The following is a 16,173-nucleotide window of genomic DNA, read 5'->3' as shown; positions in this document are numbered from 1 at the left end:
TAGCCCGTATTACTTGTTGACGATCTGCGCCTTGGAGCGCAGTTCCTCGAGATATTTTTCGCTGTTCGGATCTTCGCCGCCGGCCTTCTTCTTGCCGATATCCTCGGCGCGGAAGACGACTTCGGCGGCGGCGTCGTCATTGACCTGGCGCTTCTTGCAGATTGCCAGATATTCGACGCCCTTTTCGGTGACGCGCGTACCTGTCGTCATGCCGTCGCCCGCCTTTTCGACGAGCGGCTTCCAATCTTCCGGCAGCTGCTGGGCAAGCACGCGGCCGAGGCTGCGGATCGATACGTCACGGTAGTTCGCGGCAAACACCTTCGACGTCTCGCAGCCGGGGAACTTCGAGCGCGAGGCATTGGCTTCGGCCTGCCGCTTGGCGGTGATTGCGCCGCGCTTCTTTTCCGGTATGACGAAGATGACCTGCTGCAGGAAGTACTCGGTGGTGACCGGCTTGTCGCCGCCGCCTTCCATCATGCGTTTGACGAGATCGCCACCGGAGAGGCGCGTGGCGCTGCCATAGCGGAAATTGACGACCCGCGGCCAGCTCATCTGGACAGCGATATATTGTTTGAAATGCTCGACACCGACGCCGGATTGGTCGAGAATCTTGCCGAGCTGTTCAGGCGACAGCTTGTTGCCGGCGGCAAATCGCGCATAGGCGGCGTCGACCTCCTGGGTGCTCACCGACTGCTGGACGCGCGCGATCTCGGCGCGCTTCAGCACCTCGTCGATCAGCTGCTTCTTGGCTTCGGCCGCGCCGCCGCCCTGGCGCTGCAGGCGAAGGAACGCCACGCGCTTGGCGATATCACCTGAGGTGATCACCGTATTGTTGACGATTACACTTACTCCGCTCGCAGCCTGAACGGCCGTACCCGAAGCAAAGCTCAGCACCCCGGCGACCGCCAGGGCGGAGAGCGCCTTCACGATCGAGAATTTCCCGCCCATTATCGTTCCCTGCTCATCCCGCGTCGATTGCTCGCAGCCGTTGCCACAGCCTCAACCGTCCGCCTGCCCACTGTCAATTTGTGGGAAATGCATAATACATGCGGCTAAACGATGACAAGAGCGCGTGATCAAACGATCGCGCCGCATTTATGCGGCGCGATCACGGCGCTCGAGATTAGAAGAGGAGCGAGGGACGTCTCAGAAATAGTCCAGCTCTTCGAAGGTGGTCTCGCCCACATTGATGTCGCCGAGCGTGCGGAAACTGATGCGGGCACCGATCGACCAGTCGTTGGCGACCGTGCTGTCCGTATCCCGCTCCGACTTGTAGACGATCGAGAACAGCGTGTCCTGATCGTCATAGGTCAGTCCCAAGCCATGCCGGGTTACGACGCCCTCATTGATGTCGTAAGTCACGCCGCCGAACACCGACCAGTAGTCGTGGAACCGATAGGCGGCAGCCGATTGGATCTCGTCCTGGTCGAAGGCCGAGCCGTAGAGCGGCTGTGCCTCGATCCGCGTATAGGTGAAGGCGGCCTGCCATGTCAGCCCGAGATAGCCGACCGTCGCATCGGCACGCCGCAGGCTGAAGTCCTCTTCGTCCAGACGGCCGGAGAGACTTGCCATCAAGCCGGAAGGCGCGTCGACGCCGAACATCGCCACGTAATCGGATCGGTCGCTTTCCAGGCCCGAATCCGCCCCAGCCTTGACGAGATCGTCAGTTGCGAAGGAGTTGAGGCCGCCGAGGTGGAATGATTGCCCGGCAATGGCGCGCAGGCCGTAGCCGTTGTCGAAGCTTCCGGTGTAACGGAAGCCGACATTGGCACGTGTTCCGCCCTCGATCCGGTCGAAACCGGAAAACTTGTCGCGGTCGAAGAGATTGGTGGCGTCGAAGACGAAGCTCTGGGCATCTTCGTTCGGCAGTGCGCCGGCATATTGTTCGTTCGGCCGCGCATAGAGCTGTGCGATCGGCTCCAGCACGTGGCTGCTCGTTTCACCGGCAAAAAGGATCGGATAGCGCGCCTCGAGACCCGCGGTGAGCATGCTCCGCGTCACGGCATCGCTGCTGGTGAAATCGCCGGTGTAGCCGACGGGGTCGTCGACATTGACGCCGATCGCGTCGCCGCGCGCCGCAAGCAATGGCGTCAGCGCCAGACCGCCTGGGGCGATGAAGGTCCGCTTCCATTCGAGTTCGCCGGTCAGGCGATGCGACGTTCCCTCAAGCCCGCGGAAGCGATCCACGCCGAAAACCGTCGTGTCGCGGTCGAGCCGGTTGCGCTTGACGTTCGTGAAGTTGAAGTCGGCATTGAGCTCGCCGCCCAGCACCGGTTCGGGCGCCGTGTAGGAATAGTCGAGGACCTGCGCGATCGGCTGCTGGTTTTCGGCGATGCTGTCCGGATCGGCATCCTGGATGTCGAAATAGAAGGCGCGCAGGTCGAAATAGTTGCGCTTGCCGAGACCGGACAAGTAGGCCTGGTTGACATAGGTCGTGCCATCGAACGACGAAAGGTCGTAGGTCTTGGCGAAGTTGTTGTCCGATTGGACGAGAACGTTCCAGCCGAAGGTCCAGCGCGGATTGATCTCGAATCGGCCCTTGGACGCCACCATGCCGCGTGCGGTCTCCTGCGCATCGACGGTTCCGGGCGTGAACTGGTCCCGGTCCATCTGGCTGATGCCGGCCACGTTCAGCGTATGCATGCCGTTGTGGAACCGCTGGCGGAACTCGCCTTCGAGCAGGAAGCCCTGGCGCGTCAATCCAGTCGCGGTGACGGTTGCGTCCATATAGGGCGAGATCGCCCAATAATAGGGGATGCCGACGCCGGCGCCGAGTTTCTGCGCGTAGCGGAAAGTCGGAAACAGGAAGCCGCTCTTGCGTTTGACGGTGTGGTCGGGAATTTCCATCACCGGTATGTAGGCGATCGGCTTTCCGAAGAGCTCGAAATAGGCGTGTTCAAGGCGAATCGTGCGGGTGCGGCCGTTCTGAATGACACGCTGCGCCTTGATGTGCCACAGCGAGCGGTGCTCCGGTTTGGTCGAGCAGGGCGTACAGGCAGTATAGACGGCCTTGTTGAGGATGAATTCTTCGCCGCCGCGCCGTTCGCCGCTTTCGGCCGCAAGCCGGGTCAGGTCGGTGGTTTCAATCCGCAACGCCGTGACGAAACCATCGCCGAAATCGTCGGTGACGTCCATCTTGTCGGCATAGACGACATTGCCGCCGGGCTCGATCAGCTGCACTTCCCCGGTCGCAAGAATACGGCCGCTTTGCTGATTGTACTCGACCTGGCGGGCCACCATCTTGTAGCCGCCATATTCGATCTGGACGTTGCCGCGCACGATGACGATTTCCGTGTCGCGGTTGTAGACCAGCTCATTGGCGGTCAGCAGGAGCTTCGCGTCGGCCGGGATGTTCGGCTGCAGCTGGTCGATTCGGGTAGATGTGTCCTGCGCCATGGCCGGCGCATGCATTCCGATAGCAAGCGCATGCAGCGCCACGCCTGCGAGGAGGGCGGCGTTGATAAGCTTCATAGGTCCGCGGTTGCCTGCCGCCACTAGCCATCCTCCTGATGCAATAGAATCGTCGAGCCCAGCGCCATCGCTACAACAACTGGCAACCAGGCTGCAACGAACGGAGGCACGATACCGCTGCTCCCGAATGCTTTGACAAGCACGGTGACGACATAAAGCACGAAGCCTGACAGGATTCCACCGAGAATTACGGAGCGCGATTGGTTGAACCGGCTAAACTTTAGAGACACGCAGGCGGCGATCAAAGTCATCGCAACGAGAAGCAGTGGCAGCGACAGGAGCGAGTGTAGCTGGGTCTCCATGGCGTCGGTCGAGAAGCCGAAGGATCGGGCCACTTCGATTTTGTGCGGCAGGTCGAAAAACTGAATGGAATCAGCCTTTGCCAAGCGTTCCTGGACGAAATCGGCTTTCAGATTGGTACGAAGACGTACCGTTTCCAGACGTCGGGGCAGCCGTCCGTTGCCGCTTTCGGTGACCCCGTTAAGGAGCCAGTAACCATCTTCAAGTTTCGCCGACTTGGCATCCTGACGCAGGATGATGGTTCCCTGTGGATCAAAGTGGAAGACGGTGACGTTGATGAGCTCCGTGCCGCCGTTCTGGACGGACCGGGCGCCGATGATCGTGTCGGTGCCGTCATAGATCTGTCGAAGCCACGGAATCGAATTGGATTGCGCCGAGCGGGAGGAACCCCATTCCGCCTCCAGCGCTTCCGCCCGTTTCGTTCCCCAGGCGGCAAGCGGGTTGAGGGCTGCGACGGCGAGAATGCCGAAGAGGAACGCACCCAGCACGAAGGGTCTCAGGAACTGCCAGACGGAAATGCCGGCGGCCCGCGTGACGACCAGCTCGTAGCGGCGGTTGAGCGAGATCAGTGCAGCCATGGCGGAAAACAGGGCCACGAAGGGTACCGTCTGCTGCAGGATGGTCGGGATGCGGAACGTCGTCATCAACAGGGCGCCGCTGACCGTGTAGTGCGGCAGGGCCGACATGCGGCTGGAGAGCTCGCTGAAATCGATGATGAAGATCAGCGCGAAGATGCCGACTAGGAACCAGAACGTGGTGACGATGTAACGCTTGAAGAAATAGAGTCCGAGGGTGTTGAGGATCATGACGCCTGTTCCCCGTCGGCGCCAGCCGGCCGCACGAGCCGAAGCCGCAGCATGAGATCGGTGAATTTTTCCTTCCACGTCATCGGTATGTCGAGGCGGCGGTTGCTGCCGAGCTGGCGAATCGCCAGGGCGCCGGTCACCAGCGGCACCAGATACATGAGCGGTATGAACCAGATCGAATCTTCGGCGCTGTTGCCGGCGTAGAAGGTCATCCAGCGGATGACGAGGGCCGCGCCCACGGCACTGATCGTCGGATGAACGCGCGCCTCCCGGTGCGAGCGGGCATCGCTGCTGACGACGAGGGCGATCAAACCGAAGAGGAGCGGATAGGTCCACTCGGTGAGGCGCCGGTGCAGTTCCGCCGTAAAGGTCAGCGGCGAGCGCTTGTAGGAAGGATCTTCCGGATCGGGATCGATGAGATAGAAGAGGTCGCGATCCTTGGCCCGAATGGTGGCTTCGCCCGCCGCCCTGGTCATGTCGGTAAGATCGAAGGCGTAGGAATCGAACTTGATGACCGAGACGCCGCCGTCCGGCAGTTTGCGATGGACTTCGCCGTCCTTCATCACCAGCGCCGAACGCTCCTCGTCGACCGCGCCCTCGCGGGCATAGTAGACGAGCTCGAAGTTCGGATTGCGCGAATCGGCGACGAAGATGCCGTGCAGGACGCCGCCGCTGCGCCGCGCCGCGACCTGCACGTAAAGTCCGTCGGTGATCTTCCGGAAGGCGTTTTCCTGCACCACTGAGGAAAGCAGGTCGGCATGGGCCGTAGCAATCATCTTGCGCACCGCGACGCGCGAATAGGGCTCGACGAAATTGTCGATGACGAAGGAAAGGACGCTGAGCCCCACGGCAAAATAGATCACCGGCCGGATGACCGACATGCGTGAGCTGCCGGCGGCGTTGAGCACCGTCAGCTCCGAATCGGTGTTCATCACGCTCAGCGTCTGAGTGACGCCGATCAAAAGCGCGAAGGGCAGGATGATCGGAACGACCGAAGGCAGGATCAAGGTCGCGAGCTTGAGGAAGGCGAAGATCGACTGGCCGCTGTCCGTGACCAGGTTGACGTTGCTCAGCGCCTGCGTGGTCCAGACGATGCCGAGCAGCGGCAGGAGCGTTGCCAGGAACATGATCGTGGCGCGCCGGAAGATGTAGCGTTCGATCAGCTTCATACCCGTTTCCGACCCAAATCCTGCTCTTCATTCGAGCCGTTCATGCGCTTACGAGCCTCGTATTCGCGTTCCGGCCGAACCGGTTTCCCGTCTCCTTCGTCGAAACCCAGAGTCTCGAACAACAGGGATAATATAAGGCGAAGAACTGCGGTTAACCGCATGTAAACATGTGCGGGCATCTTGCCAAGCGCTTCAAAAGCGAGAAGGGTGCGCGCCACGGTTTTGAACATGGTCGACGTCGCGAATGTCCGCCACTGTAGCCGTCCGGTAACAGCCGGACGGAAGCCCACCAGAAATGCCGGAGTCCCCTGTATGCCGATGAAGTTCGAGTTCACGTTCAGCAAATCCCACCGCCCGGCCGGGGGCTCCGCAGTCCTCCTCCAGGTCGCCGGCGCGAAGGAACCGGCAGGTGCCGCTGTCGTGGATCCCGAGGGAGTGCTGCCGAAGGCGGCGAAGATCGGCAAGTTCACCGGCAAGGCGCTCTCCACGCTCGACGTCGTCGCCCCGCACGGCTCGCCGGCGGATCGGATCATTCTGCTCGGCCTTGGAGATGCGGCAGCGCTCACGAGCCACGACTGGCTGAAAGCCGGCGGTGCCGCGGCCGCGAAGCTGCGCAACGCCGAGAAGGCCACCATCTTCATCGATGCGCCGGATGCCGAGGTAACCGGCAAGGCGGCGGCCGACTTCGCCCTCGGCATGGAAATGAACGCCTATGCCTTTGACAGCTACAAGACACGCAAGTCCGACGACGACTCGAAGTCTGCTCAGAAAGTGGTGAAGGTCACCATCGTCACCGGTATGGTCATCGCCGCGAAGAAGGCATTCGCCACCGCCCAGGCGGTCGGCGAGGGCGTTTTCCTGGCGCGCGACCTCGTCAACGAGCCCGCCAATGTGCTCGGCCCCGTGGAGTTCGCGGCGCGTGCGAAGGAACTTGAGAAGCTCGGCATCGAGGTCGAGATCCTGACCGAGCGGGAAATGAAGAAGCTCGGAATGGGCGCGCTCCTCGGCGTCGCGCAAGGATCGTCCCGCCCGCCGCGGCTGGTCGTGATGCAGTGGAAGGGCGGCAAGGCAAAGGACAAGCCGATTGCCTTCATCGGCAAGGGCGTCGTGTTCGACACGGGCGGCATCTCGATCAAGCCCGCCTCCGGCATGGAGGAGATGAAGGGAGATATGGGCGGTGCCGCCGCCGTGACCGGTCTCATGCATGTGCTGGCGGCCCGCAAGGCGAACGTCAATGCCGTCGGCATCATCGGGCTCGTGGAGAACATGCCGGACGGCAGTGCGCAGCGCCCTGGCGATATCGTCACGTCCATGTCCGGCCAGACGATAGAGGTGATCAACACCGATGCCGAAGGCAGGCTCGTCCTCTGCGACGCGCTCTGGTATTGCAACGATCGCTTCAAGCCGAAGGCGATGATCGACCTCGCCACGCTGACCGGCGCGATCATGGTGGCGCTCAGCAATCATTATGCCGGGCTGTTCTCGAACGATGATCACCTCGCCGAACAGCTGCTGAAGGCCGGCACGACGACGCGGGAGCGCCTGTGGCGGATGCCGCTCGGCAAGGAATACGACAAGATGATCGACAGCAAATTTGCAGACATGAAAAATACCGGCGGCCGCCACGGCGGTTCGGTGACGGCGGCGCAGTTCCTGAAGCGGTTCGTCAAGGATACGCCCTGGGCGCATCTCGACATCGCCGGCACCGCGATGGGTTCGCCGACCGATGAGATCAACCAGTCCTGGGGCTCCGGCTTCGGTGTGCGTCTCCTCGACGAACTGGTCCGGGCAAACTACGAATCCTGATTGCCTACTGCATGTATCCTTAAATAGCCGATTTAAGGATAAAGACATGCAGCAATCCAAAGTGCTACAGCGTCCTTTGCGCGTCTGATAAGACGCGCGGCGCTGTAGTGGGCTGCGGGAATGACCGAAATCCTTTTCTACCACCTGACCGAATCGAAACTCGAGGACGCCCTGCCGCCGCTCCTGGACAGAAGCCTCGAGCGCGGCTGGCGGGTGGCCGTGCACACGGTCGATGCGGAGAGGCGCGACGCGCTCGACACGCATCTCTGGGTCTACCGCGACGACAGCTTTCTGCCGCACGGCACGGATGCGGGTGAGTTTGCCGCCGAGCAACCGATCCTGATCGTCGCCGACAGTGGCAACCGGAATAGCGCGACCGTGCGCTTCCTCGTCGACGGCGCCGAGCCGCCGCCGCTTTCCGAATACGAGCGCGTCGTCTTCATGTTCGACGGGTACGACCAGGGGCAACTCGAGGCGGCGCGCGGTCAATGGAAGCGGCTGAAGGGCGAGGGGCATAACCTCACCTATTGGCAGCAAAACCGCGACGGAAGGTGGGAGAAGAAGGCCGAATCACAGCAGGGATGATCGCCCGTGCCCCTCATCCGGCCTGCCGGCCTCCTTCTCCCCGCAGCCGGGGCGAAGGAGACTCGCGGCCCCTCTAAGTTCGGGCGAAGGAGACTCGCGGCCCCTCTAAGTCCCCTCTCCCCGCGTGCGGGGCGAGGGTTAGGGTGAGGGGCAAATCTGCAAACAGCGGCGAGAGGCAAACGATACCCCGCCGGCACTTCATCTCAGTCGTGGAATGCTTCCACGAATTTTCGTCGGCCGAGCATGAAGGCGTCGGCGACGTGCCGGAGCGGCGACAGGTCGACGTCCGACCGACCCTCCTTGATGATCTCGGCGAAACGGCGATAGAGCATCGGATATTCCTGCTCCGGCTCGTCGTGGACGATCTTGCCGTCGATGGCGAGCTTGGCACCGCCTTCGGAAAGAACCATCTCGCCGGCTTCGGTCTCGGCAATGATGTCCCAGCTCTGCTTGCCCGTCTGGCGCCAGTCGAATTCGGCCGAAACGTCGAGCTTTTGGGCATCGCTGAAGGCGATCGAGGCGGCGATCGGTGCGTCGCGGTTCTCGGGGAATTCAAGCGTCGCCGAGGCTATGAAGATCGGCCGCGGCAGGATGTGGGTGATGATTGACAGGGCATTGATGCCCGGATCGAACACGCCGAGCCCGCCGGCTGCCCAGATCCATTCCTGGTTCGGATGCCAGTGGCGGACATCCTCCTTCCAGATGATCCTGACGGTGCGGATCGTCGTCGACGCCAGAACGGCCTTGGCGGCTTCGACCGCCGGTGCATAGCGCGAATGCCAGCTGGCGAAGAGCGAACGGCCCTTGGCCGCCGCCAGCGCCTCAAGGTCCGCGACCTCGCTCAAGGTCGCGCCCGGCGGCTTCTCGAGGAAGACGTGCTTGCCGGCCTCGAGGGCAGTGCGGGCCGCTTCGTAGCGGTATTGCGGCGGCATGCAGAGCGACACCGCGTCGATCGCCGGTACCGCCTCGAGCATCGCCTCGATCGACTTGAAATTGTCGATGCCGTCGACCGTTCCATGGCGGCTCGCTGCCGCGATCAGTTGATAGTCGGCATCCTTGGCAAGCGCCGGCAGATGCTGATCGCGCACGATCTTGCCGACGCCGACAATGGCAATTCGAATGGGGGACATGGGTGCTTCGCTCTTAATTAGTATGACTTATTGCCGCCTCTTGTAGCAGATTGAGGGCGGCGGGCAAGCGGGGTTCGGTCTTGAAACAAGCTGGCACCTCGGGGCACAAGATGCAAACAAATCTGTTATGCCTCGGATGACGATGGTCTTGCGCCCTCATCATTCGGAGTACAGTCGAGGATTTGCCATGCCGAACATCCGCCATGCGACGCGCGCCGAGCTTGACACAATCATCGACTGGGCGGCGAGGGAGGGCTGGAATCCCGGCCTGGAGGACGGCAACGCCTTCTGGGCGGCCGATCCGGAGGGCTATTGGGTCGCAACGGAAGAGGAAGCCCTGGCGGCTGGCCTATCGCTGGTGCGCTACGGCAGCCAGTATGCCTTTCTTGGCCTTTACATCGCCGATCCGGTGTTTCGGGGCAGGGGCATCGGCTTCGCCCTCTGGGATCGGGCGATTGCCAGCAGCGAAGGCCGCGTCATCGGCCTTGACGGGGTGGTGGCGCAGCAGGGCAACTATCGAAAATCGGGCTTCGCCTGGGCGCATGCGAACGTCCGCTATGGCGGTTCCGTCGATGTCACCGAGCCTCCGGGCACCCATCTTGTCGACGCGGCCCCGGTGCATGTCGCCGCTCTCATTGACTATGACCGCCGCTTCAATCCGGCCCGACGCGACGCCTTTCTCTACGAATGGACGAAACAGTTGCCGACCCGTCGGAGCGTGCTTCTCCTGCGCGACGGCACCATCGCCGGATACGGGACGATCCGCGCCTGCCGCGAAGGGTTGAAGATCGGCCCGCTCTTTGCCGACAACGAGACCGGCGCCGACCTCGTGTTCCGCAAGCTGGCTGCGGGAGCAAAGGGGCAGCGGATCTTCCTCGACATTCCCGAGCCGAACGCCTCGGCGAGGGCACTTTGCGAGCGCTACAACATGAAGCCGGTTTTCGAGACCGCGCGCATGTATCGTGGACCGGCGCCGGACCTGCCGCTTCCACGGATTTACGGGATTACGACCTTCGAACTCGGCTGAGCGTGGCCTGCTCTAACTGGCCATCGCCTCCTCGTATTCGGCCGAAAGCTCGAGCCATTGCTCTTCGGCCTGGGCGAGCTTTGCTACCGCCTCCGCCCGTTCCCTTGCGCGCTGAGCCGCCTTTGCGGGCGCTTTCTCGTAGAGCGTCGGGTCGGCCAACTCGGCATCGAGGGCCTGAATCAGTTTCTCGAGTTTTGCCGTCAAGGACTCGATCTCGTTGATCCTTTTCTTGAGCGGCGCCAGCGAAGCACGCTTGCCGGCATTGGCCTTGCGCTGGTCGGCCTTCGACAGGCTTTCGTCCGAGCCGTTGGCCCTCGGCTTTTCGTCCTTCGCCTTGGGGCCGCCGACAATGACGCTTCGATAGTCTTCGAGATCGCCGTCATAGCTCGTCACCGTTCCGTCCCGCACCAGCCAAAGCCGGTCGGCGGTTGCTTCGATCAGGTGGCGGTCATGCGAGATCAGGATGACGGCGCCGGAATAGTCGTTGAGGGCGGTGATCAGCGCGTTGCGGCTGTCGATGTCCAGATGGTTGGTCGGCTCGTCTAGGATCAGAAGGTTCGGCTGATCGAAAGCGGCGAGCCCCATGAGCAGCCGCGCCTTCTCGCCGCCGGAAAGGTCCTTGGCTGGCGTATCCATCTTCTCGGTCGACAGCCCCATCTGTGCGACGCGCGAGCGGACCTTTGCTTCCGGCGCATCCGGCATGCGGCGGCGCACATGTTCCACGGCGCTTTGCGTCGGGATCAAATCGTCGAGCTGATGCTGGGCGAAGAAGCCGGTCTTCAGGCCCGGCGCGATCCGCACCTCGCCGGCCTCTGCCGCGAGGCGGCCGGAGATGAATTTCGCAAAGGTCGACTTGCCGTTGCCGTTGGAGCCGAGCAGCGCAATGCGGTCGTCCGCGTCGATGCGCAGGCTGAGCCTCTTCAGGATCGGCTTGCCCGGCTCGTATCCGACCGCACCGCCCTGGATGGCGACGATCGGCGAGGCGACCTGCTTCTCCGGATCTGGGAAGGAGAAGCCCTGGACATGCTCCTCGATGACGGCGGCGACCGTGCCCATGCGTTCGAGCGCCTTGATGCGGCTTTGCGCCTGCCGGGCCTTGGATGCCTTCGCCTTGAATCGATCGATGAAACTCTGCAGATGCTTGCGGGCGGCTTCGTTCTTGGCCTTCGCCTTCATCTGCAGTTCGTCGGCTTCCGCCTTCTGCCGCTCGAACTGGTCATAGGAGCCGCGATAGAAGTTGAGCTTCTTCTGGTCGAGGTGGACGATCGCGTTGACGGCCGTGTTCAACAGGTCCCGATCATGGCTGATGATGATCACCGTATGTGGATAGCGGCGGATGTAATCCTCGAGCCACAAGGTACCTTCGAGATCGAGATAGTTGGTCGGCTCGTCGAGCAGCAGCAAGTCAGGCTCGGAAAAGAGCACGGCCGCAAGCGCCACGCGCATGCGCCAGCCGCCGGAGAAGGAGGAGGCGGGGCGCTGCTGCGCCTCATGGTCGAAGCCGAGGCCGGCGAGGATGCTTGCCGCCCGTGCTTCCGCCGAATGGGCGCTGATATCGGCAAGCCTCATCTGGATGTCGGCGATCCGGTGGGGGTCGGTGGCGATTTCGGCCTCTGCCAGAAGGGCGGCGCGTTCCTTGTCAGCCTTCAGCACGATTTCAATCAGCGGCTCGTCCGTCCCCGGCGCTTCCTGGGCCACCTGGCCGATCCGCGCGTTCTTCGGCACGGAGACACTGCCGGTCTCGGCGGCAAGTTCGCCGGTGATGATCCGGAAGAGCGTCGACTTCCCGGCGCCGTTGCGGCCGACAAGGCCGGCCTTCGTGCCGGCCGGAAGCGTCACGGAGGCGTTTTCGATAAGAAGACGGCCCGCGACGCGGGCGGAGAGGCCGGTAATCTGGATCATTGCGGCCTTTTGCCTCGAGTTTTATCCGAAGGCAAGGGTCACGGGACGAGCATCGCGGCTTCCCGATAAGTCCGAAGTCGGCATTTTCAAGAGCCTATTGTTATCGATTCCTGGACGACGTGTTCCGATAATAAATACTTCCGCTCCTCATCATGAGGCCCCACATCTATCCCCGAAGAGCCGAGCAACTGCTCTTCCGACCATCCGGCTCGGATCGAACGCCATCGGCAAGGCCGCCGCGTTCGAAAAGACTGATCCGTTCACAGGTGGTCGCGACCAACCCATCGTTCAAGAGAACGACTGATCAGGAGTGTTCAACATGAGAAATGCAGTCCACACCGCTCTCGCCGCCGCCCTTGTCGCCACTGCCGTTCTTGGCGGCGCTTCTGCTGCCTTTGCCGGCGGCAGCTATTACGAAGGCATCAGCGACAAGCCGCTCTTTACTGAACGCGCTCCAAAGGCAGGCGATGAGGCCTCTGTTCGCCGCACGAACGGGTCCATCGACCGTACCTCTACTGGGTCTGTCTCGGACTACGCCGTGCAGCCGAAGCTGGTCCGTGGCGGAGAGGGTGAATATTATCAGGGCATTAGCCGATAACGCGGAATCGATCGCGTAGCATTCGTCCTCCTAGGCAGACTGCTCTTCCCATGGCCCGGTCCCCTTTGCGGAGCCGGGCCATCCTCGTCTCCATTGAGATGACTTTGCCCGGCGCCGGATCTGCGTGCCGCGTTTTGTCGCAGACCTTCCTGCGCAAGCCCCGATATTAGTTCAGCGCTTATACTTGACGACGAGAGTCAGCAATAATATGCCGCCTCGCTAAAATGGAGGTGGCTTTGGGCGCTGGCGATTTGTCGATATTCCCATTCTGTGTTGCGCACCTGGCCGCCCACGGCGACAAGCCGGCGCTCATGTTTCCCGGCCAGCGGGTCGTCAGCTATCGCGAACTCGCCGCCCGCGTCGATCGCCAGGCATCGAAGTGGCGCAACGGGCGCGGACTGGTGATGCTCGAGGCCGACCTCTCGGAGCATGCGATCATTGCTTATCTTGCCGCGCTCGATGCCGGACACGCCGTTGCGCTGCAGGGTACGGCAGCCATGAATGCGGATCGTGAGATCTTCAAGCCGGATTTCTGCCATCGCAGGATCGACGGACGCTGGCGTACGGAGCGGCTGGAGGGAGGCCGGGTCGTTCTCCATCCCGATCTCGCCGTCCTGCTATCGACCTCGGGCAGCACCGGCCAGGGCAAATATGTCCGGCTGTCCAGGACGAATATCGAGGCCAATGCACGTTCCATCGCCGAATATCTCGGCCTCACGGCGACGGACCGGACCTGTCTCGTTCTGCCGCTTCACTATTCCTATGGCCTGTCGGTCCTGAACGCTCACATCACGGTCGGCGCGAGCATCTACATCCCCGGCGGATCCATTCTCGATGAGGGCTTCCTCGACGGACTTGCCGAAAGCGGCTGCACCAATCTGTCCGGGGTTCCCTATTCCTACGAGCTTCTGGAAAAGGTGGGCTTCCGCGAGCGGGCATTTCCGCGACTGCGGTTCATGACCGTGGCCGGCGGACGCCTGCCGACCGAGAAGGTTCGCCTCTACAACGAACATCTCTCTGCGCGTGGCGCAGCCTTTTTCGTGATGTACGGCCAGACGGAGGCGACCGCCCGCATCGCCTATGTGCCTCCGGATCGGCTAGTGGGCAGGGAGGACCGGATCGGTGTCGCGATACCCGGCGGCAGCCTGACCATCGAGGATGAGAGCGGGCGACTGATCACCGATGCGCAGGAAGCCGGCGAACTCGTCTATCGCGGCGCCAATGTGATGATGGGCTATGCCGGTGCGCGGGCCGATCTCGCCCGAGGCGCCGAGCTTTCCGAATTGCGAACCGGCGATCTGGCCGTGCGGGACACCGACGGGTTCTTCCGCATCGTCGGACGGACGAAGCGCATATCGAAGATCGCCGGGCTGAGGATCGGCCATGACGCTCTCGAAGCGGCTCTGGAGCGGCACGATATCGCCGTCGCAGTCATTGGCAACGATGTCGAAATCCACGCCTTTTTCGCCGGCGAACGCGCTCCCGACAACGTCCGCCAGCTGCTCGTCGCCGCCAGCGGCTTGACCCTGCTGCAGGTGGGGGCGACGCGCATCGACGCGCTGCCGCGCCTGGCGTCCGGAAAGGTCGATTACGAAGCTCTCCGTCAGCGGAGCCGGCGCGGCAGCGGGTCTTCACGCGAAGAAGGTGTCGAAGCCCTGTTCGAGCAGGTCTTCTATCCGCGAAAGGTCCGACCCGAGGACAGCTTCCTGTCGCTCGGCGGGGATTCGCTCCGATTCGTGCAGCTATCGATGGGTCTTGAGAAGATCCTCGGTGACGTGCCCGAGGCGTGGGAAAGCATACCGGTCAACACATTGGCGGTCATGGTCCGCCAGGAGCGCAAGGCTCCGCAGATCGGCACCGACTTCTTGATTCGGGCGCTGGCCATCCTGCTGGTCGTGCTCCACCACGAGACGCTGTGGCCGATCCCGGGAGGGTCGGCGACAATGGTCATTCTCGCCGGATTCGGCCTGGCACGGTTTCAAAGTGGCGCGCTCCTGTCGGGCGCGCTCGGGCAGCTGTTGCGGCCGCTCGCGCAGATTCTTGTTCCCTATTATCTGATCGTCGCCGCTTACGCTCTTGCCTGGGGAAACGTGCCCTGGGCCTCGGTCTTCCTCGTCGGCAATTTCGGCTTCGCCGATCCCGAGCGGCACAGCATGGTGCCCTATCTCTACTGGTTCATCGAGGCCTATTGCCAGACGGTGCTGGTGTTTGCCGCTCTGTTTTCAGTGCCGTCCGTCAGGCGGTTCGCCGCGGTGCGGCCGTTTGCTGCCGGCATGGCGCTGCTCGCTGGCGCCTTTGCCGCCCGCATGGCACTGCCTGAGCTCTGGGAAATCGGTAACCGGCAGATATTCACGCTTCCCTGGATCTTTCACCTGGCGGTCGCGGGCTGGTGCGCGGCACTGGCGAAAAACTGGGCCCAGCGGCTCGCGGTCATGGCGGCAGGAACGGCGATCTATCTGTTTCTCGGCCTCTATGAGGGCGTCTGGATCGGCACGAAGATCAAATATCTGCTGCAGATCGTCGTGCTCGTGGCGCTTTTGTTCCTGCCGCGCATCCGCCTGCCGCAATGGGCAGTGCAGCTTGTCCTGCCGCTCGCGGCGGCAGGCTTTCATATCTACATCCTGCACCGCTTCGTGCCGGAGCTGCTGCTTGCGCCAATGCAGCCGTTCCTCCCGCCGCTTGCTTTCTCGCTCTGCTCGATCGCCGGCGGCGTCGCCTTGGGGATCGCGGTCTGGTCGGGGCAGCGCCAGCTGGTGAAGTGGCTCGTCCGCGGCCGGGTGGGTTCTCTCCGGATAGATTGGCCGGCCGCATTCATGGCCCGGCTCTTTTCAGGCCGACCACTTCTTCCCCTCGGTCCACAGGAAGAAAGCCAGGTCCAGCGTCAAGGATGGCCGCCCGAGCGCTGTCAAGATCGCATGCGCCTGTCCGCGGTGATGGGTCTGGTGGTTGAACAAATGGTCGAGCGCCAGGGCGACTTTCTGGGTGATCTCGCCGGGTCTGCTGATCGGCGAGTAGGTGAAGTGCGCGCCGAGCCGCGCCTCGTCGAGGCTGTCGATCCAGGCGATGATGCGCTCGTCCTCCGCCTCCCGCGCCGCCGTCAAGGCCGATAGGTCTTCATGGAGGATCGCGTCGAGCCTCGTGGGCGCGTCGCCCTCCTTGGTGAACCGCTTCATCCAGATCCGGTCGGCCACGAGGAGGTGGTTGAGCGTTCCATGCAGAGAACCGAAGAAGGCGCCCTTGTCCTGCCGGTACTCCGCCTCGGAGAGTTCGGCTACGGCAGCGTAGAGCAGCCGGTTGGCCCAGCGATTGTAGTCGGCAAACATCCGGTAATGGTCGAGCATCACATTCTCCCTTGCTGTCCGCCCACCCTAGCTCTGAT

General features: G+C 62.6%; 12 protein-coding genes and 1 pseudogene. 5 read left to right on the top strand and 8 right to left on the bottom strand.

What is annotated here, in order from left to right; all coding sequences use genetic code 11:
* Positions 1-9: 9 nt before the first annotated feature.
* The 5 genes from CO656_RS17115 to CO656_RS17095 form a co-directional block, all read right to left on the bottom strand.
* Positions 10-948, bottom strand: a complete 939-nt coding sequence (locus tag CO656_RS17115; RefSeq protein ID WP_037413859.1) for a peptidylprolyl isomerase — start codon at positions 946-948, stop codon at positions 10-12.
* Between the two features lie 198 nt (positions 949-1,146).
* The gene (locus CO656_RS17110) at positions 1,147-3,495 is read right to left on the bottom strand and encodes an LPS-assembly protein LptD (protein ID WP_097526505.1); all 2,349 of its coding nucleotides are present in this window, start codon (positions 3,493-3,495) and stop codon (positions 1,147-1,149) included.
* Positions 3,495-4,577, bottom strand: coding sequence for an LPS export ABC transporter permease LptG (gene lptG, locus CO656_RS17105; protein WP_097526504.1), 1,083 nt, complete (start codon positions 4,575-4,577; stop codon positions 3,495-3,497). Before lptG ends, CO656_RS17110 begins: the two co-directional genes overlap by 1 nt.
* The gene (lptF, locus tag CO656_RS17100) at positions 4,574-5,746 is read right to left on the bottom strand and encodes an LPS export ABC transporter permease LptF (RefSeq protein WP_097526503.1); all 1,173 of its coding nucleotides are present in this window, start codon (positions 5,744-5,746) and stop codon (positions 4,574-4,576) included. The genes lptG and lptF overlap by 4 nt, the downstream gene beginning before the upstream one ends.
* Complete coding sequence (locus CO656_RS17095; RefSeq protein ID WP_158665318.1) at positions 5,743-6,081, bottom strand: hypothetical protein; 339 nt, start codon at positions 6,079-6,081, stop codon at positions 5,743-5,745. The genes lptF and CO656_RS17095 overlap by 4 nt, the downstream gene beginning before the upstream one ends.
* Here CO656_RS17095 and CO656_RS17090 point away from each other — a divergent pair.
* Both CO656_RS17090 and CO656_RS17085 read left to right on the top strand, forming a co-directional pair.
* Complete coding sequence (locus CO656_RS17090; protein ID WP_097526501.1) at positions 6,059-7,552, top strand: leucyl aminopeptidase; 1,494 nt, start codon at positions 6,059-6,061, stop codon at positions 7,550-7,552. The two genes, CO656_RS17095 and CO656_RS17090, sit on opposite strands and share 23 nt — an antisense overlap.
* 120 nt (positions 7,553-7,672) lie before the next feature.
* Positions 7,673-8,137 carry a DNA polymerase III subunit chi gene (locus tag CO656_RS17085; RefSeq protein ID WP_097526500.1) on the top strand — a complete coding sequence of 155 codons (465 nt, stop codon included), beginning with the start codon at positions 7,673-7,675 and terminating at the stop codon, positions 8,135-8,137.
* A gap of 203 nt (positions 8,138-8,340) precedes the next feature.
* Here the strand turns inward: CO656_RS17085 and CO656_RS17080 are convergent, their stop codons facing one another.
* Entirely contained in the window at positions 8,341-9,267 is a 927-nt protein-coding gene (locus CO656_RS17080) for a Gfo/Idh/MocA family oxidoreductase (protein ID WP_097526499.1), read from the bottom strand.
* Between the two features lie 187 nt (positions 9,268-9,454).
* On the opposite strand from CO656_RS17080, the gene CO656_RS17075 reads away from it, so the two are divergent.
* On the top strand, positions 9,455-10,294 hold the full coding sequence (locus CO656_RS17075) for a GNAT family N-acetyltransferase (RefSeq protein WP_037413876.1): 840 nt from the start codon (positions 9,455-9,457) through the stop codon (positions 10,292-10,294).
* Between the two features lie 12 nt (positions 10,295-10,306).
* Here CO656_RS17075 and CO656_RS17070 read toward each other — a convergent pair whose 3' ends face one another.
* Complete coding sequence (locus CO656_RS17070; RefSeq protein ID WP_037413879.1) at positions 10,307-12,196, bottom strand: ABC-F family ATP-binding cassette domain-containing protein; 1,890 nt, start codon at positions 12,194-12,196, stop codon at positions 10,307-10,309.
* Between the two features lie 319 nt (positions 12,197-12,515).
* On the opposite strand from CO656_RS17070, the gene CO656_RS17065 reads away from it, so the two are divergent.
* Both CO656_RS17065 and CO656_RS17060 read left to right on the top strand, forming a co-directional pair.
* Entirely contained in the window at positions 12,516-12,794 is a 279-nt protein-coding gene (locus CO656_RS17065) for a hypothetical protein (RefSeq protein ID WP_097526498.1), read from the top strand.
* A 224-nt stretch (positions 12,795-13,018) separates the two neighbouring features.
* Positions 13,019-15,679, top strand: a pseudogene (locus CO656_RS17060) (AMP-binding protein); the annotation flags it as partial.
* Here the strand turns inward: CO656_RS17060 and CO656_RS17055 are convergent.
* Positions 15,623-16,135, bottom strand: a complete 513-nt coding sequence (locus CO656_RS17055; RefSeq protein WP_097526497.1) for a DinB family protein — start codon at positions 16,133-16,135, stop codon at positions 15,623-15,625. The pseudogene CO656_RS17060 and the gene CO656_RS17055 sit on opposite strands and share 57 nt — an antisense overlap.
* Between the last annotated feature and the right edge of the window lie 38 nt (positions 16,136-16,173).

Source organism: Sinorhizobium sp. FG01, from assembly GCF_002531875.1.
In the GTDB taxonomy this organism is placed as follows: Bacteria; Pseudomonadota; Alphaproteobacteria; order Rhizobiales; family Rhizobiaceae; genus Sinorhizobium; species Sinorhizobium fredii_C.
Note: the sequence above shows the minus strand (reverse complement) of the source record. Positions and strands in the feature narration are given on the sequence as shown.

What these genes read in the sequence shown, in the direction of transcription:
- CO656_RS17065 (WP_097526498.1), top strand. Translation starts at nt 12,516, where the DNA reads ATGAGAAATGCAGTCCACACCGCTCTCGCCGCCGCCCTTGTCGCCACT.
- CO656_RS17075 (WP_037413876.1), top strand. Translation starts at nt 9,455, where the DNA reads ATGCCGAACATCCGCCATGCGACGCGCGCCGAGCTTGACACAATCATC.
- lptG (WP_097526504.1), bottom strand. Translation starts at nt 4,577, where the DNA reads ATGATCCTCAACACCCTCGGACTCTATTTCTTCAAGCGTTACATCGTC.
- CO656_RS17070 (WP_037413879.1), bottom strand. Translation starts at nt 12,196, where the DNA reads ATGATCCAGATTACCGGCCTCTCCGCCCGCGTCGCGGGCCGTCTTCTT.
- CO656_RS17115 (WP_037413859.1), bottom strand. Translation starts at nt 948, where the DNA reads ATGGGCGGGAAATTCTCGATCGTGAAGGCGCTCTCCGCCCTGGCGGTC.
- lptF (WP_097526503.1), bottom strand. Translation starts at nt 5,746, where the DNA reads ATGAAGCTGATCGAACGCTACATCTTCCGGCGCGCCACGATCATGTTC.
- CO656_RS17080 (WP_097526499.1), bottom strand. Translation starts at nt 9,267, where the DNA reads ATGTCCCCCATTCGAATTGCCATTGTCGGCGTCGGCAAGATCGTGCGC.
- CO656_RS17085 (WP_097526500.1), top strand. Translation starts at nt 7,673, where the DNA reads ATGACCGAAATCCTTTTCTACCACCTGACCGAATCGAAACTCGAGGAC.
- CO656_RS17090 (WP_097526501.1), top strand. Translation starts at nt 6,059, where the DNA reads ATGCCGATGAAGTTCGAGTTCACGTTCAGCAAATCCCACCGCCCGGCC.
- CO656_RS17055 (WP_097526497.1), bottom strand. Translation starts at nt 16,135, where the DNA reads ATGCTCGACCATTACCGGATGTTTGCCGACTACAATCGCTGGGCCAAC.